Here is a 15,531-nt window from a genome sequence, read left to right as displayed (position 1 = left end):
ATGCCGGTCGAGCGGGTGCTGCCCTCCTCCGAGGGCCACGATTTGATCGAGCTGACCAGGGAGATCGCCGCCAAGGAGGTCGCCCCGCGGGCCGCCGTCGAGGAGTCGGCGGGGCGTTTCCCGCGCGAGGTGCTCCGCACGCTCGGCGCCTCGGGGCTGCTCGGCCTGCCCTACCCCGAGGAGTACGGCGGCGCGGCCCAGCCGCAGGAGGTCTACCTCCAGGTGGTCGAGGAGCTGGCGGCGGCGTGGCTGGCGATGGGGCTCGGGGTGTCGGTGCACACGCTGTCGTGCTTCCCGGTGGCCTTCTACGGCGACGCCGGGCAGCGCGAGCGGTTGCTGCCCGGCATGCTCGGCGGTGACCTGCTGGGCGCGTACTGCCTGTCGGAGCCGCAGTCCGGCTCGGACGCGGCGGCGCTGACCACGCGGGCGGTACGCGACTCGGGCGGCTTCGTGGTCAACGGCGTCAAGGCGTGGACCACCCACGGCGGCGTGGCCGACTTCTACACCGTCATGACCCGCACGTCCGACGACGGCGCGCGGGGCATCTCCTGCCTGCACGTACCGGCCGGGACCGGCGGGCTGTCGTTCGGCGCGCCGGAGCGGAAGATGGGCATGCGGTCCTCCCCGACCGCGCAGGTCCGCTTCGATGACGTCCGGGTGCCCGCGGACGCGCTGGTGGGGGCCGAGGGCGAGGGCTTCAAGATCGCCATGGCGGCGCTGGACGGCGGGCGGCTGGGCATCGCCGCGTGCGCGGTCGGGGTGGCCCAGGCGGCCTATGACGCGGCGCTGGCCTACGCCAAGGAGCGGCGGCAGTTCGGGTCGCGGATCGCCGACTTCCAGGGGGTCGGGTTCATGCTGGCCGACATGGCCACCACGATCGCCGCCGCGCGGGCGCTGTACCTGGACGCGGCCCGGCTGCGTGACGCGGGCCGGCCGTACGGCACGCGCGCGGCCATGGCCAAGCTGTTCGCCACCGACGCGTGCATGCGGGTCACCACCGACGCCGTGCAGATCTTCGGCGGCTACGGCTATGTCGAGGACTTCCCGGTCGAGCGGTACATGCGCGAGGCGAAGGTGCTGCAGATCGTGGAGGGCACCAACCAGATCCAGCGGCTGGTGATCTCCCGGGCGCTGGCCAGGGACTGATCCCGGGCGCCTGTCAGGTCCCGGGCGGCGGGGCCGCCGCTTCGGCGTCGCGCCGCCAGGGCGGTTCGACGGGCGCGGCGGGCAGGTCGCCGGCGAGCAGCCCGGGCAGCAGGCCGGTGAGCCGCAGCGGCAGGATCAGCTCGTCGGTGGCCGGCAGCTCGGGCAGGGTGCACCAGTGGTGGGCGGATATCAGCTCGCGTTCCAGGTCCTCCTGGGCGCTGGTGTCCAGCGTGTGCTCCTCGATCCGCAGGAAGAAGAACGGAGTCGCAGGCCTGGACCGGCACGCCCTCGAACTCCGTGGGCCCCGAGGTGCGGGCGACCACCGGCCCGAGCCGCGCGGCCGGTACGCGCAGCCCGGTCTCCTCCCACAGCTCGCGGGCCGCGGCGTCGGCCAGCGCCTCCCCGCCGCCGGGGGTGCCCCAGAAGTGCGGGCGCCCCCAGTGCGCGGAGGCGCGGAAACGGAACATCAGCAGCCGGTCGCGGGCGTCCACGAGCAGGACGCGGGCGGTGGTCCGGACCAGGGGAGGGCTCATTTGACGATGCTAGGGGAATCCGCGTGCCGGGGGCGGGTCAGGGACGGTCGCCGAGGACGAGGCGTTCGGCCAGGCGCCGGTACTCCTCCTTCACCGGCAGGTCGCGGGAGATGTGGACGCGCCGCCGGGTGGTGGTGACGTCGGCGCCGCGGATCGGGTCGTGGCCGACGCGCTCGTAGGTCTCCCACCACAGGCCGACGCCGTGGCGCTGCCAGGCGGGCAGCTCCTCGTAGTTGACGCCGTGCCGGGACAGCAGCTCGTTCTTCTCGGCCACGCCGGTGCGGTCGAGCCTGCGGGCGGCCTGGGCCTGGGTACGGCCGGCCTTGCGCAGCGTCCAGTAGCACCAGCCGTTGAGCGCGCACCGCGCCGCGTCGGCCTGCCGCCACGACAGGTAGTCCACGACGTCTTCGACGGTGGCGCCGATCCACACCCGGCTGTCGAACTGCACGGGCTCGCCCGCCGCGTGGGTGAAGGCCGCGGTGGCCACGGCCGCCGAGATGGACACCAGCTTTTCCAGCTCGCGGCCGAACAGGCCGAACCCGGGCGGCAGCACAACGGAGATCTCGTCGCTCTCGGTGTAGGCGTAGCGCCCGGTGAACTCCTCCAGCAGGCTGCGCGCGGCGGTGGTCATCAGCTCGGAGAAGCGGGCGTCGAAGGGCTTGTCGAAGTTGCCTTCGGTGTAGCGGGAGAAGCCCCGGCCGTCCACCCTGATGATCGCCCAGGCCCCCGGGGGAACGGTAAGCGAGTGGAACCACTCCCGGGCCCGCATCCTGGCTTCCAGCTCGTTGCTGTTCATGTCGCCTTCCTTCGGCCTTCTCCTGCCATCATGGCGGATGAGCGGGCGCGCGCTGTGGTACGCCGGGCGGCCGGGCCGCTACCTTGGTGCGGGTGGAGGAGATCGATCGCAGGATCGTCACGTTGCTGGCCGTGGACGGCCGCATGAGCTTCACCGATCTGGCCAAGGTGACCGGGCTTTCGGTCTCGGCCGTGCACCAGCGGGTGCGCCGCCTGGAAAAGCGGGGGGTGATCCGGGGGTACGCGGCGTTGGTGGACCACGACGCGGTGGGGCTGACGCTGACCGCCTTCATCTCCATCAAGCCGATCGATCCGGCCGCGCCGGACGACGCGCCGGAGCGGCTGGCCCACCTGACCGCGATCGAGGCGTGTCACAGTGTGGCGGGTGATGAGAGCTACATCCTGAAGGTGCGCGTCCGGGGCCCGCTGGAGCTGGAGGAACTGTTGCAGCAGATCCGGGCGGCGGCCAACGTCTCCACACGGACCACGGTGGTGCTGAGCACGCCGTACGAGCACCGCGCCCCGGCGCTGGCGGCCGAACAGGAGCCGGTGGGCGACGACTGACCCTTCCGGGCGGCCCGGCCCGGGGTCTCAGGCGAGGCCGCGTTCGCGCAGCCGCAGCCAGGTGGCGCTGGCCACGTCGGGGTCGTCCAGGTCCGCGCCGAGTACGCGGGTGGCGGTGGCGATGCGGTGGCGCAGCGTGTTGCGGTGCACCGCGAGCTCGCGCGCCGCGGCCTCCCACTGGCCGCGGTGGCGCAGGTAGGCGACCACCGCGCCGAGCAGGTCGCTGCGGGTGTAGGCGAGCAGCGGCTCCAGCGCGGGCGCCGTGCCCGGGCCGCTCTCCCGCGCCAGGTCGCGTACCGTCCCGGTGCCGGTGCGGGCGAGTGCGGCGCGCAGCCCGGGCAGGTGCCCGGCCAGGTCCCGTACGGCCAGTTCGGATGACACGACCGCGCGTCCGCCGGACCCCGCCCCGGCCACGAACTCCGTCACGCACGCCTGGACGACGGGTACGTCGCCGTCCGGGACAAGCGTCCAGACCTCGTCCGGCCCGACGGCGGCCAGGACGTGCCGCCGGTCGCGGGGCAGCGCCGTCTCCACGGCGTCGAGGAGTTCGGGGCCCGCCGCGCCCGATCCGGCCACCGCGGCGACCCGGAGCCGGGTGGGCGGGGCCGGTAACCCGAGGTCGGCGGCGAGGTCGCGGGCCGACGCCGGGTGGCCGAGCAGCAGCAGCCGGGCCACCGCGTCGCGGGTGGCCCTGGAGCCCGCCATTCCGCGCCGCCGGTGCTCGCTTTGCAGGGCGAGCAGTGAGCAGGCGGCGAGCACGAGCTGGCGGTCGCGGGCGCGCATCGGCGGCGGGCAGCCGATGGCCACGAACCCGGTCAGCCGTCCCTGCCTGCCGAGCGGCTGCACCACAACGTGGTCGCCGTCGATCGGCAGGGTCGCCGAGGCGTGCGGGCCGGCCGCGCGGAGCCGGCCGAGTTCGCCGGCGATGAGCCGGGCGGTGGGCCGCCGGTCGCGCGGCCAGACCTCCACGAGCCGCCCCTGCGGGGTGAGCTGCGCGGCCCAGCCCGCCACGGCGTGCGCCAGGGACCTGACCACCGCGGGCACCGGGTTGGGTCCGGCGGCGGCGCGGACCAGGTCGCGGTGCGCGCCGAGCGCGGCGTTCAGCTCCTCCTGGCCGGCCTCGGCGAGCAGCCCCCAGTAGGTCCGGGCGATCAGCAGGAACGGCGTGCGGTCGGGCACGACCAGCAGCGGCAGCCCGGCCCGGGCGCACGCGTCGGCGAGGGCGGGCGGCACCCGCCGGTGTACCGGGCCGAGCCCGAGGCCGACCGCGGCCACGCCCCTTTCCACCAGCCTGGCGGCGTAAAGCCGCGCCTGGGCCGGGTCGCCGGTGAGCGCCGCCCCGGTGGTGAGCAGCAGCTCGCCGCCCTCCAGGTACGGGGTGGGGTCGGTCAGCTCGCTGACGTGGACACCGGTGAGGGGGCGGTCCGGCGGCTGGGCGTCGCCCTCGGGGCGCAGTGCGCGCCCGAGGGCGCGGCTGAGTTCGGCAAGGGTCGGCATCACGCCTCCAGCGCGCCGGATCTTGGATATATCCTCCAAAGTATCGCAAACCTTGTAAGGAGTGTCCGAAATGCGGCTGTGCCGGTCACTCTAGCGCCCCGCCGCCGCGGACCGCGGCTGTTCAGGCGTGCGCGGCCCCGGCCAGAATCGCGCCGTACTGGATGGCGACCAGGTGCCTGATCGGGATGGTCCGGTCGGAGCCGACCGACTCGGCCTCCTCGCACCACTTGGCGTAGGCGGCGGCCAGTTCCCGGCTCCTGGCCCGGATCTCGGGCGTGCGGTTGCCCACGGCCAGCTCGCCCTCCAGCGCCCGCAGCAGCATCCCGCCGAAGCGCAGCCGCATGCTGTTGAGGTTGTCCCGGCAGGAGGCGACCTCGGCGACGGTCGCGGGCCTGCCGTTCTCCGGGGCGCCGGCGCGGTTCTCCTCGGTGACCGCCATCCGTTCCAGCATCGGGATGAACGACCGGCTGGCCCGCAGGAACGGCGAGTCGGTGACCAGGTCGGCGGTGACCGCGGACAGGGTCTCGTCGAGCAGGCTGTAGGCGTCGCGCACCAGCACCGCCTGGTCGGCGATCAGGTCGCGGTAGCGGGTGCCGGTGGGCGTGGTGTCATCGGCGGTGTCGTCGGTCCAGTAGGGAAGTTCGGCGGTCAGGCCGAGCGTGCCGTACTTGCGGATGTAGGAGTCGCTGGCGGCGCCGGCGATGTGCTCGGTCGGGTCCTGCCCGAGCGATTCGAAGTAGTCGTAGGCGTCGACCATGCTGGGGGACAGGAAGACGGCCTTTTCCAGGCGGCGCACCGAGGGGTGCTCGGGCTCGCCCGCGTGCAGCGGCACGCCGTACCTGGCGGGCAGCGCCTTCAGCACGGCGTGCAGTTCCGGCTCCGCCCGGTTGAGGTAGTAGAAGACCCCGCCCGCCTCGCCGTTGTGCAGAGTGGTGAAGAAGTCCGGCCGGGTGTCGTCGATCAGCCGCATCAGGGCCAGCGTCTCGGGCAGCACCCGGTCGAAGTAGGCGCGCTTGTAGGCGAACGGGAAGGTCCACTCGACCTGCTCGTGGCCGGGCGGCCGGTAGAAGTGCCGGCCGTAGTGGGTCTTGGTGAACGGACCGGCGAACCACCCCTCGTTGAGCCTGGTGCCGTCCGGGTCCAGGCAGCCCACGATGTGCCAGGTGTACCCGGTCGAGCGGCGCAGCTCGGCGTCCGTGCACAGCCGGGTGGCCAGGTGCGTCACGCTCAGGCCGCCGATCGGCTCGTTGGGGTGCGGCCCCGCCGCGACGATGGCGTGGCGCGGCCCGTCGCCCACGGCCAGGCAGAGCAGCGGGTCGCCCAGGCGGGAGGTGCCGATCCGGCGCAGCGAGGCCGTGCCCGGATGGTGGCGGGCGAGTCCCGCCAGGCTTTGGTGAACCTCGTCGACGGTGGCGAAACGGTCATACTCGGGTACGGTGTCCAGTTCGTCTACCACACCTCATGATGCGCGCCCAGACCGGGGTAAATCATCGTCGGAGTTCCCAACGTGAGGAACGGGTCATTGTAGTAACCATCCAGACAACGGGCGCTTTTCACCGCATTGCGAGGGTCAGGCGAGCAGCGCCCGCCGGCTGCTCTGCAGGCAGCGGCAGGCGCCGTAGAGCTGAAGCGCCATGAACAGCGCGCTCACCCAGGACAGCCCGACGCCGGGCGGGTAGTCCTCGAACCCCTGCGGGCCGTTCGCGCCGAACATCAGCGCGGCGCACAGCACGATCATGACGGGCAGCAGCGCCCACACCATGACCCCGAGTGCCCTGGCGATCCGCTCCGGCCTGCGAATCCGCCGCAGCCCGCGGCCCAGCGCGAGCACCGCCACGCCGCCCAGCAGGCCGGTCAGCAGTTGCAGGATGTCCACGGCGCGCGCGGTCGGCACGAACCAGTCGGGCCGGTTGACCAGGTCGACCTGCCGGGTGGGGAAGACCTGCCAGATCACCGACCACATCAGCGCGCTCAGCGGCACCGTGAGGAACAGCACCCGGCCCAGCCTGCGCCCCGCGCCCGCGGCCAGCTCCCGCTGGTAGTCCGGGGCGATCTCGCCGACCGGCCCGAACTCCTCGACCGCGGCCCGCTCGGCCTCCGCCCGCGCCAGCCCGGCCCGCTCCAGCGCGTCGGCCGCGTCGAACAGGCTGTCGCGGGCCTCGGTGACCAGGTCGCGCTTGCGCCGGTGCGGTCCGGTGAGCGCACGGCCGAGGGAGGTCACGTACTCCTCGATGACGGTCCCTCGTGCCATGCTCTCTCCGCTCGGTGCGCTTGATGTGCCCGGGTGCCTACGGCGGTGCCGCGACCAGGTTACGTCCCTGCATGAGAGGAGAAATCGGGGAATCCCCTGATGTATCCCGGACCCGGCGCGAGCGGCCCCCGGTCACTTGTCCACCCCGGTGCTCATGACCCCGCGCATGAACGCCCGCTGGAAGCAGGCGAACAACAGCACCGGCACGGCGATCGTCATCATGGTACCCGCCTGGATGTAGGCGGGGTTGTGGGTGTAGAGCCCGTTGAAGGCGGCCAGCCCCACCTGTAGCGGTTGCAGGTCGGGCCGCCCCGACAGATAGACCAGTGGGGTGAAGTAGTCGTTCCAGGTGTAGACGAAGTTGAACAACGTGACCGCGCTGATCGCGGGCCACGCCTGCGGCACGATAACCGACAGCAGCGTGCGCAGCGGCCCCGCCCCGTCGATCGCGGCCGCCTCGTCCATCTCGCGCGGGATGGTCATGAAGTACTGCCGCAGCAGGAACACGCTGTAGGCGTTGGCGAAGAACGCCGGAACGAGCAGCGGCAGCCAGGTCCCCACCCAGCCGATCCGCGCGAAGACCGTGTAGGTCGGGATCAGCGTGACCGTGGTCGGCAGGAAGATCGTGGCGATCAGCAGGGTGAACAGCGGCCCGCGCCCGGGGAAGCGGAAGCGGGCGAAGCCGTAGCCGACCAGCGTGCAGGAAAGGACGGTGCCGAGCGTGCCGATCAGCGCGATCGCGGCGGTGTTGAACAGCAGCCGGGGGAAGTCGATCAGGTTCCACACGTCCGCGTAGTTCGACCACTGCGGCGCGAGGGTCCAGCTCGGCCGCAGGGCCCGCCACGAGCCCTGCCAGGTGATGACGCCGTCCTGCGGGCGGTCCGGGTCGACGAACCCGCTTTCCGTGCGGCCCTTTTCGACCAGGGCCAGCTCGCGGACCTCGCCGCCGACGGGCACCAGGTACACGTCGTACCGTCGCCCCTGGTAGGTGAAGGCACGCGGATCGGACGGCAGCAGCGGCGCGTACGCCTGGCTGATCTGCCGCTCGCTCTTCAGCGAGGTCAGCGCCATCTGCGCCAGCGGCGACAGGAACACCGCCACGACGCCGAACATGACGATCGTCAAGATCGCGACCCGGACGCGCCGCGCGGCGTGCGGTGTCATCGCGGATCACCTCTCGCTCGTGTAGTGGACCCACCGCCTGGACAGGCGGAACAGCAGGAGGGTCACGGCCAGGGTGATGACGAACAGCAGCCAGGCCAGCGTCGAGCCGTAGGACATCTCCTGGAAGGTGAAGAACGTCTGGTACAGGTAGAGGTTGAAGAAACGCGTCGCGCCGCCGGGGTCGCCGTTGCCGTCGAACAGCACGAGCGGGACCAGGAAGTACTGCATCACCTCCACCACGGCCAGGATGATCGTGTAGAAGAGCACCGGCGACATCATCGGGATCGTCACGTGGCGCAGCCTGCGCCACCAGCCCGCCCCGTCGATCAGGGCCGCGTCGTAGAGCTGGGCGGGGATGGCGCGCAGCCCGGCGAGGTTGACGATGAGGCCCGCGCCCAGCCCCCAAAGGCCGATCAGGACCAGGCCGGGGGTCACCCAGGCCGGGTCGTTCAGCCAGCTCGGCGGGTGGGCGACGCCGAGCAGGCGCAGGGCGGAGTTGATCCAGCCGTCGGCGGCCAGCATGTTCTGCCAGATCAGCGCACCGGCCACGAACGGCACGACGTACGGCATGAACAGCAGCACCCGCAGCAGCCCGCCGCCGCGCACGCCGCGGCTGTTGACCGCCAGGGCCAGCAGGAACGGCAGGGCGACCACCACCGGCAGCCACATCAGCGCGAACCGGGCGGTCACCCCCAGCGCGGCCCACGCCTGGTCGTCGCCGAGCAGCCGCCGGTAGTTGTCCAGGCCGACGAACCTGAGCGGTTCCGCCTCGGCCAGTGAGATGTTGAGGAAGGTGAACACGAACGTGGCCGCCATCGGGAGCGCGGTGAACGCGATGAACCCGATGATCCACGGAAGGATGAACAGGAACCCGTGCCTGGTCTCCCGGCGGGCCGCCCGGGACATCGGGACCCGCCGGGGCATGCGAACGGCGGTCATCGGACGCCTTTCACGAGGGGGTGAGAGGAGGGCCGCGGGCGCGGTCAGCGGTCCCAGATCTTCTGGATCTCCGCGCGCAACCGGGTCAGCTCGGCGTCCATGTCCAGCCCGCCCTTGGTCATCCAGCGGCTTCGGTAGGTGCCGAGAACGGCGAGCGTCTGGTTGTACTTCGGGGTGTGCGCCTCGGAGTGCGGGGTGTCGGCGAACCGCACGCTGTCCTTGGCGACCTGCCAGTCGACGGTGTTGGTGAACTGGGCGGCCAGCTTGGTGAAGAAGGCGTCCTGGTCGGCGGTGCGCGCCGGCATCGCCCCGTACGCCTCCAGCAACTTGTTCGACGCCGGGCCCACCAGGTGGCTCAGGAACTCGAACGCCTTGTCCGGATGCTTGCTGCCGGCCAGGATGCGGAAGGTGTCGGCGCTGGTGGGGGAGGTGGTCCTGCCGTCGTGGGAGGGCATCGCGGCGACGTCCCAGTCGGGGCCCGCGCCCGCGACGCCGTAGGTGGACCACAGGAAGTTCACGCTCATCGCGACGTGCCCGGAGAAGAAGGCCGCGCCGTCGCCGTTGAACCGGTCGGTCTCGAAGACCGGCCCGGTCATGATGAACCGGTCCTTCCACATGCCGTCGTAGAAGAAGCGCCAGGCGTCGGCCCACGGCTCGGGGATCTTCACGGTCTTGCCGTCGCCCGCGTCCAGCGAGGCGGGGCCGAAGGCCGAGCCCTGGTAGCGCAGGTCATCGCGGGCGGGCTCGAAGCCGTACTGCACGATGTTCCCGGCGTCGAACCCCTGCTGGGTGGCGTCCTTGCCGTTCTTGTCCACGGTGAGGCGAAGGGCCAGCTCCCGCAGCGTCTCGTAGTTCCACTCGGCCTCGCGCCCGTCCGGCCAGCGGTACTTCTCGCCGTACTTGTGCGGCGGCTCGGCCAGGCCCGCCTCCTCGAACAGGTCGGCCTTGTAGTACAGGGTCGAGGGGTAGATCGCGAACGGCAGGCCCTCCTGCACCGAGCCGATCCGGTACAGGTCGGCCGCGCCCTCGGAGTACGGGCGCAGGTCGAAGCCGCGGGCCTTGATGAACGGGCCGAGGTCCAGCCACTGGCCGTGGAAGGCGGCGGCCCCGCCGACGCCGACCGGGCCGACGATGTCGGGCCCCTTGCCGGAGGCGATCTGGGTGGCGAGCGTGTCCCGGGCGGAGTTGTAGGGGACGACGTCCAGCTTCACCTTGATGTCGCGATGGCGGGCGTTGAACTCATCGACGACCGCCTGCTGTGCCTTGACCTGGTCGGCCTGCTCGCCGGTGCCCAGGCAGCAGTACCAGCGCAACTGCACCGGCGCGGCGTCGCCGCCCGCGCCTGTTGTGCATGCGGTGAGGAGCACGAGTGCGGTCAGGGCGGCCAGTAAGCGGGGGAGGGTCCCGTTCATGCGTCTCCTTCAGGGGGTGCCGGCCGCCCCGGCGCCGGGCCGGGGCGGGCGAAGGATCCTTCCTTCGAAGGACAGGTGGGCCCGGTCTCCCCGCATGTAACTGCGGGTGAACTCGATCGGCTCGTGGTCCGGCTCTGGGCCGTACGCGATCCCCTCCACGAGCAGGGCCGGGCGGTCTGAGGGCTGGTCGAGCAGGTACGCCTCGTGCGCCCGCAGCAGCACCGGCTCGATGGCCTCGCGGACGCGCGCGATGACCACCCCGTACTGCTCGATCAGCAGGTCGTACAGGGAGTTTCGCTCCAGGTCGTGGTCGAGCAGGCCCTCGAAGCGGGCGGCCCGCAGGTGGACCTGCTCCAAGATCAGCGGCTCGCCGCTGGCGATGCGCAGCCGTTCCAGATAGATGGCGGGCGCGCCGGGCGGCAGCGCGAGCGCGGCGGCCACCGCCTCCCCGGACGGCTCGATCCGGGAGGCGACCACCCTGGTCTCGGGGTGCCTGCCGTGCATGCGCATGAGGTCGGCGAAGCTCCCGCCGTAACCCATCTCGACCTCAAGACGCGGGCGGGGCCGCAGGACGAACGTGCCGCGCCCCCGGATGCGCTCCAGGCGGCCCTCGCGGCTCAGCTCGTCCAGCGCCCGCCGAACAGGGATGAGGCTGCATCCGTAACGGCGGGCCAGTTCGCGCTCGGGGGGCAGCCGGTCGCCGAGCCGCCATTCCCCTTCGTCCAGCGCGGCGCTCAGCGACAGATACACCTGGTGGTGCAGGGGGGTCGGACCAGATTCCAGCCGGTAGCGGGCCATCTGGTGTCCCGTCCTTCCTGCTCGGGACGACGAATCACACCCGAGCAGTTGATTGATGATAATGTTGTCAGCAATAATCGCCATGGCCGATACCCCTGTCAATACGGCAACCAGCGGCTCCTCGATACAGAGGTAGGCAAGACGTGGCGAAATCCCCCCAATCCCAATCCCAAGCCTCGTGGCGGGTCGCGCTGACCTTCGACGTCGAGCACCACGACCGCCCCGCCCACCCGGACGGCACCCGGCTCGTGCTGCGCACCCTGGCCGAACGCGACGTGGTGGCGACGCACTTCATCCAGGGCCGCTGGGCCCAGGCATACCCCGACCTGGCCAGGGACCTGGCCCGGCAGGGCCACCTGATCGGCAACCACTCCCATCACCACACGCCGATGACCTGGTTATCGCCCAAGGGGCTCGCCAAGGACGTACGGCAGGCCGAGCAGGCCGTCCGCCGCGCCACCGGGCACGACCCGCGGCCCTGGTTCCGCTGCCCGTACGGCGACGGCGCCGACGACCCGGAGGTCCTGGCCGCGCTGGACCGGCTCGGCTACCGCGACGTGGGCTGGCAGGTCGACACCTTCGACTGGCGGGCCAAGGCCACCGGGCCCCAGGTGGTCCGCACCGTCATCGAGCAGGCCACCGCGCACGGCGACGGCGCGGTGGTGCTGTTCCACCCGTGGACGCCGGCGACCGGCCGGGCCATGCCGCAGATCATCGACGGCCTGCGCGCCGCCGGGGCCCGCTTCGTGCGGCTGGACGAGCTGCGATGAGCCGGCCGCGCCTGGCCATCGCCGGCACCGGCTACATCGCCGGCCACCACGCGCAGGCCATCGCCGCCGCGGGCGGCGAACTGGTCGCCGCCGTCAACCACCGCGCGGCGTCCCTTTCCGCGCTCTCCGACCGCTACGGCTTCGCCCGCCGCTACCTCGCCCTGGACCGGCTGCTGGCCGACGGCGAGGTGGACGCGCTCGTGGTCGCCACCCCCAACGCGCTGCACGCCGGGCAGGCCATCGAGGCGCTCGGCGCGGGGCTGCCGGTGCTGCTGGAAAAGCCGATGGCCATGACCACCGCAGAGGCCCGGGCCATCGCCGCCGCGCAGCGCGGGCGCGCCCGGGTGATGCCCGCCCACTGCCTGCGCTTCGACGAGCAGGTCGGCTGGCTGCGCGGCCTGGTCCGCGACGGCGGCCTCGGCCGCCCGGTGCACACCACGGCGTACGCGGTCCACGCCGGGTTCGGCCCGGACGGCTGGTTCACCGATCCCGCCCTGGCCGGCGGCGGCGCGCTGATGGACCTCGGGATCCACGCCATCGACGCCACCCGGTACGTGCTCGGCGACCCCGAGCCGGTCAGCGTCACCGCGCACTGCGGCACCCACTACCGCGACCTGCGGGTCGAGGACACGGCGATCCTCACGATCGTCTGGGAGGGCGGCGTCACCTCCGGCATCGAGGCGGGCTGGTGGCATCCGCACGCGCCAGGCCCGTCGGGGAGCGTGCGCGTGTCCGGCACCGAGGGCTACGCGCAGACCTTCCCCGGCACCCTTGTGCGGGCCGGGGCCGAGCCGGTCGTGAGGTTCCCGGCCGAGCTGTCGGAGCAGGCCGTACAGCGCAGGTACGACGCGCAGATGCGCGCCTTCCTCGCGACCTTCGCCGGGGCGGCGCCCGCGCCCGGCGCCGCCGACGGCGTCACCTCGATGCGGATCATCGAGGCCGCCTACCAGAGCGCGTCCAGTGGGCGGACCGTCGTCCTCGGGAGGGACCGATGAAGTCGTGGTTCGTGGAGTTCACCGGGCCGGGCGTGGTACGCGTGGCCGAAGAGGACGTCGCCGCCCCCGGGCCGGGGGAGGTGCTGTGCCGTTCGACCCTCTCGCTGATCAGCCCGGGCACCGAGCTGGCCTGCCTGCGCGGGGAGTTCGATCCCGGCTCCAACTGGGAGGAATGGGTGCGATACCCGTTCCGGCCGGGATACAGCATGGCCGGGGTCGTGGCGGCGGTGGGCGAGGGGGTCACGGGCCTGCGGCCGGGGGATCGGGTGCAGTCCTACGCCCCCCATCAGGAGTTGGTGACGCTCAAGCCGGGTGAGGCGCGCCCGCTGCCCGACGCGGTGCCGGACGAGGAGGCGGTGTGGGTGCCGCTGGTGGTCACCGCCGCGGCCGGTGCGGCCAGGGCCGCGATCGCCATGGGCGAGACCGTCGCGGTGGTGGGTCTCGGCCCGGTGGGGCAGCTCGTCGTCCAGTACGCCGTCGCGCACGGCGCCGCCCGGGTCGTGGCGATCGACCCCGACGCCCGGCGGCTGGACCTGGCGCTGGCGGGCGGCGCGACGGACGTGCTGGCGATGCCCGCGTCCGAGGCCCGGCACGCGGTGGCCGCGCTGACCGGAGAGCGGATGGCCGACGTGGTGTTCGAGGTCACCGGCGGCACCGCGGTGCTCGCCCAGGCGGTACGGCTCGCGCGGCCCCTGGGCCGGGTCGTGCTGCTGGGCGACACGCCCACGCCATCGCGGCAGATGCTGGGCCCCGGCGTGGTCAGCGACTCGCTGACGATCCTCGGGGCGCACGCCGGCATCGTCTCCGACGACCCGTCCTGCGGCCCGCTCAACCGCGACGCGGTGACCGACCTGTACTTCCGCCGCCTGGCCTCGGGCGCCTTCCGCACCGCCGCGATGATCGCCGCCCGCGCCTCGCCCCTGGAGGCGGCGCGGACCTATGAACACCTGCGCGGCGGCGGGGCGCCGGCGGGTGCGATCTGCTTCGACTGGACGGCACTGCCGCACGACTAGCGCCGACCGGCACATGTGCGGAAAGATCACGACATGCCGGTGTTGATCAGGGCGGCCGTGGTGGGCGCGACCCTCGCGGTGACGCTCGAACGAGCTGGTCGCCGTACTCCCGGCGTTCCGTCCCATCACCCCGGAGCGACTGGTCCCGTTGGGCCGACCGATCTAGTGATGTAAGTCACACCTCTTCTGGCGAACCTGGATGCTTCCAGGTCAACTCCAAAAGGCCATGAAATCATTGATTCGGACGCTGGTGATCGCGGGCGCGGCCGCGGCGGTCATCCTGCCCGGGGTGTCGGCAGAGGCCGCCGCGATTCCGCACTACAAGAAGCCCAAGGTCTTCGGAATGAAGTTCCAGGCCGACCCGCACCACGACTTCAGCAAGGGCCTGCACTCGCGGCACAACGGCATCCTGCGCGGCTGGATCACCGAGGTGCGCGGCGGGGTCGCGGAGTACGAGCCGATCCGCTGGAAGCTCAGCAAGGAGGGCCACGCGCGCTTCGTCGGCCCGCCGGAGTACGACGTGATGGCGTACGCCTCGCGGATCGCCAAGGACATGCGGTTCTACAGCGCCTACGGGTGCAAGATCTCGCCGAGCGGCACCTCCTACGACGACAACGCGAGCCTGGGCGCCAAGCGGTGCTCCACCAAGGTCCTGCTGGAGCGCACCAAGCGGTTCGGGCCCGCTCCCGCCCTGATCACCGTGCACAAGGGAGCGATCGTCAAGGTCCAGGAGATCTTCACCACCTGAGCGCGGCGCGGGGTTTCGTGAAACCGCGCGAAGACGCGGCTGGGACGGCCACAGGGGGGCCGGCCCGTCCCGGCGTGAGCGGTGCCGACGTACGCGATTGACCCGGCCGCGGGCGCGCCGAGCGCCGCCCGGTGATCCCGGCGAATGAACACCTGCAGACTTTTTCCCTACAACAGCGCATTGATCGGCGATTAGCGGCAAATACTGCTTACGCTCCGGTACATGCGTGCTTCAACCCGGGCGTTAGCCGCCCTTGTCGCCGTCGGCGTGGCCGCCGCCGGAGCGACGGCGCTCTCCGCGCCACCGGCCGCCGCCGCACCCGGCACCGTCGTCGTCAGCCAGGTCTACGGCGGCGGGGGGAACAGCGGGGCCCTCTTCACCAACGACTTCGTGGAACTGTTCAACCGGGGGACCTCCGCCGTGTCACTGGACGGCTGGTCCGTCCAGTACGCCAGCGCCACCGGCACCGGCCACTTCGGCGCCAACCCCGTCGTCGCGCTGTCGGGCACCCTGGCCCCGGGGCAGTACCATCTCGTCCGGCTCGCCGGCGGTTCCACCGGCTCGCCGCCGCCCGCCGCCGACACGACCGGCTCGATCGACATGAGCGGATCGGCGGGCAAGGTCGCCCTGGTCGGCGCGGCCACGGGCCTGGCCTGCAACGGCGGTTCGACGCCCTGCACGGTCGAGCAGTCCGCGCTGATCCGCGACCTCGTCGGGTACGGCAACGCCGGATACTTCGAGGGCCGGGCCGCGGCCCCCGCCCTGAGCAACGCCACCGCCGCCGTGCGCGGCGGCGACGGCTGCGCCGACACCGACGACAACGCGGCCGACTTCACCGCGGCCGCGCCCGCGCCGCGCAACTCCGCGACGCCCCCCGCCCCCTGCGGCGACGTGGAACCGACGCCC

At 72.4% G+C, this 15,531-nt stretch carries 16 protein-coding genes; 7 read left to right on the top strand and 9 right to left on the bottom strand.

What is annotated here, in order from left to right; genetic code table 11:
- A complete protein-coding gene (locus tag C1I98_RS04485; protein ID WP_111165793.1) occupies positions 1 to 1,146 on the top strand; it encodes an acyl-CoA dehydrogenase family protein in 1,146 nt (381 codons plus the stop codon).
- On the opposite strand, the gene C1I98_RS45520 is transcribed toward C1I98_RS04485, so the two are convergent.
- A complete protein-coding gene (locus C1I98_RS45520) occupies positions 1,029 to 1,679 on the bottom strand; it encodes an NUDIX domain-containing protein (RefSeq protein WP_146607281.1) in 651 nt (216 codons plus the stop codon). The two genes, C1I98_RS04485 and C1I98_RS45520, sit on opposite strands and share 118 nt — an antisense overlap.
- A 37-nt stretch (positions 1,680 to 1,716) precedes the next feature.
- Complete coding sequence (locus C1I98_RS04475; RefSeq protein WP_111165792.1) at positions 1,717 to 2,475, bottom strand: tRNA(His) guanylyltransferase Thg1 family protein; 759 nt, start codon at positions 2,473 to 2,475, stop codon at positions 1,717 to 1,719.
- 92 nt (positions 2,476 to 2,567) lie between these two features.
- Here C1I98_RS04475 and C1I98_RS04470 point away from each other — a divergent pair, with 92 nt between their 5' ends.
- Positions 2,568 to 3,038: an Lrp/AsnC family transcriptional regulator gene (locus C1I98_RS04470; RefSeq protein WP_111165810.1), complete on the top strand. Its 471-nt coding sequence runs from the start codon at positions 2,568 to 2,570 to the stop codon at positions 3,036 to 3,038.
- A gap of 27 nt (positions 3,039 to 3,065) precedes the next feature.
- Here the strand turns inward: C1I98_RS04470 and C1I98_RS04465 are convergent, their stop codons facing one another.
- From C1I98_RS04465 to C1I98_RS04435, 7 genes are all read right to left on the bottom strand, one after another.
- Positions 3,066 to 4,535 carry a PucR family transcriptional regulator gene (locus C1I98_RS04465; RefSeq protein WP_111165791.1) on the bottom strand — a complete coding sequence of 490 codons (1,470 nt, stop codon included), beginning with the start codon at positions 4,533 to 4,535 and terminating at the stop codon, positions 3,066 to 3,068.
- 121 nt (positions 4,536 to 4,656) lie between these two features.
- Positions 4,657 to 5,991 (bottom strand): M14 family zinc carboxypeptidase, encoded by a 1,335-nt coding sequence (locus C1I98_RS04460; RefSeq protein ID WP_111165790.1) that lies wholly within the window; start codon positions 5,989 to 5,991, stop codon positions 4,657 to 4,659.
- Positions 5,992 to 6,105: 114 nt separating this feature from the next.
- On the bottom strand, positions 6,106 to 6,786 hold the full coding sequence (locus C1I98_RS04455; RefSeq protein WP_111165789.1) for a permease prefix domain 1-containing protein: 681 nt from the start codon (positions 6,784 to 6,786) through the stop codon (positions 6,106 to 6,108).
- 132 nt (positions 6,787 to 6,918) lie between these two features.
- Positions 6,919 to 7,950: a carbohydrate ABC transporter permease gene (locus C1I98_RS04450; RefSeq protein WP_111165788.1), complete on the bottom strand. Its 1,032-nt coding sequence runs from the start codon at positions 7,948 to 7,950 to the stop codon at positions 6,919 to 6,921.
- 6 nt (positions 7,951 to 7,956) lie between these two features.
- Positions 7,957 to 8,889, bottom strand: coding sequence for a carbohydrate ABC transporter permease (locus tag C1I98_RS04445; protein ID WP_111165787.1), 933 nt, complete (start codon positions 8,887 to 8,889; stop codon positions 7,957 to 7,959).
- 44 nt (positions 8,890 to 8,933) lie between these two features.
- A complete protein-coding gene (locus C1I98_RS04440) occupies positions 8,934 to 10,301 on the bottom strand; it encodes an ABC transporter substrate-binding protein (protein WP_111165786.1) in 1,368 nt (455 codons plus the stop codon).
- A gap of 9 nt (positions 10,302 to 10,310) precedes the next feature.
- Positions 10,311 to 11,099: a GntR family transcriptional regulator gene (locus tag C1I98_RS04435; RefSeq protein WP_158557911.1), complete on the bottom strand. Its 789-nt coding sequence runs from the start codon at positions 11,097 to 11,099 to the stop codon at positions 10,311 to 10,313.
- A gap of 143 nt (positions 11,100 to 11,242) precedes the next feature.
- Here C1I98_RS04435 and C1I98_RS04430 point away from each other — a divergent pair, with 143 nt between their 5' ends.
- The 5 genes from C1I98_RS04430 to C1I98_RS04410 form a co-directional block, all read left to right on the top strand.
- The gene (locus C1I98_RS04430) at positions 11,243 to 11,869 is read left to right on the top strand and encodes a polysaccharide deacetylase family protein (RefSeq protein ID WP_158557910.1); all 627 of its coding nucleotides are present in this window, start codon (positions 11,243 to 11,245) and stop codon (positions 11,867 to 11,869) included.
- Positions 11,866 to 12,864 carry a Gfo/Idh/MocA family protein gene (locus C1I98_RS04425; RefSeq protein WP_111165783.1) on the top strand — a complete coding sequence of 333 codons (999 nt, stop codon included), beginning with the start codon at positions 11,866 to 11,868 and terminating at the stop codon, positions 12,862 to 12,864. The genes C1I98_RS04430 and C1I98_RS04425 overlap by 4 nt, the downstream gene beginning before the upstream one ends.
- Positions 12,861 to 13,877, top strand: coding sequence for a zinc-dependent alcohol dehydrogenase (locus tag C1I98_RS04420; RefSeq protein WP_111165782.1), 1,017 nt, complete (start codon positions 12,861 to 12,863; stop codon positions 13,875 to 13,877). Before C1I98_RS04425 ends, C1I98_RS04420 begins: the two co-directional genes overlap by 4 nt.
- A 226-nt stretch (positions 13,878 to 14,103) precedes the next feature.
- The gene (locus C1I98_RS04415) at positions 14,104 to 14,625 is read left to right on the top strand and encodes a hypothetical protein (RefSeq protein WP_146607280.1); all 522 of its coding nucleotides are present in this window, start codon (positions 14,104 to 14,106) and stop codon (positions 14,623 to 14,625) included.
- 222 nt (positions 14,626 to 14,847) lie between these two features.
- Positions 14,848 to 15,531 (top strand): lamin tail domain-containing protein (locus C1I98_RS04410; RefSeq protein ID WP_146607279.1); only part of this gene is annotated, 684 nt, incomplete at its 3' end.

The sequence above is a fragment of the Spongiactinospora gelatinilytica genome (assembly GCF_003236385.1).
GTDB classification, from domain to species: domain Bacteria; phylum Actinomycetota; class Actinomycetes; order Streptosporangiales; family Streptosporangiaceae; genus Spongiactinospora; species Spongiactinospora gelatinilytica.
This window is presented reverse-complemented; position numbering and strand designations above follow the sequence as displayed.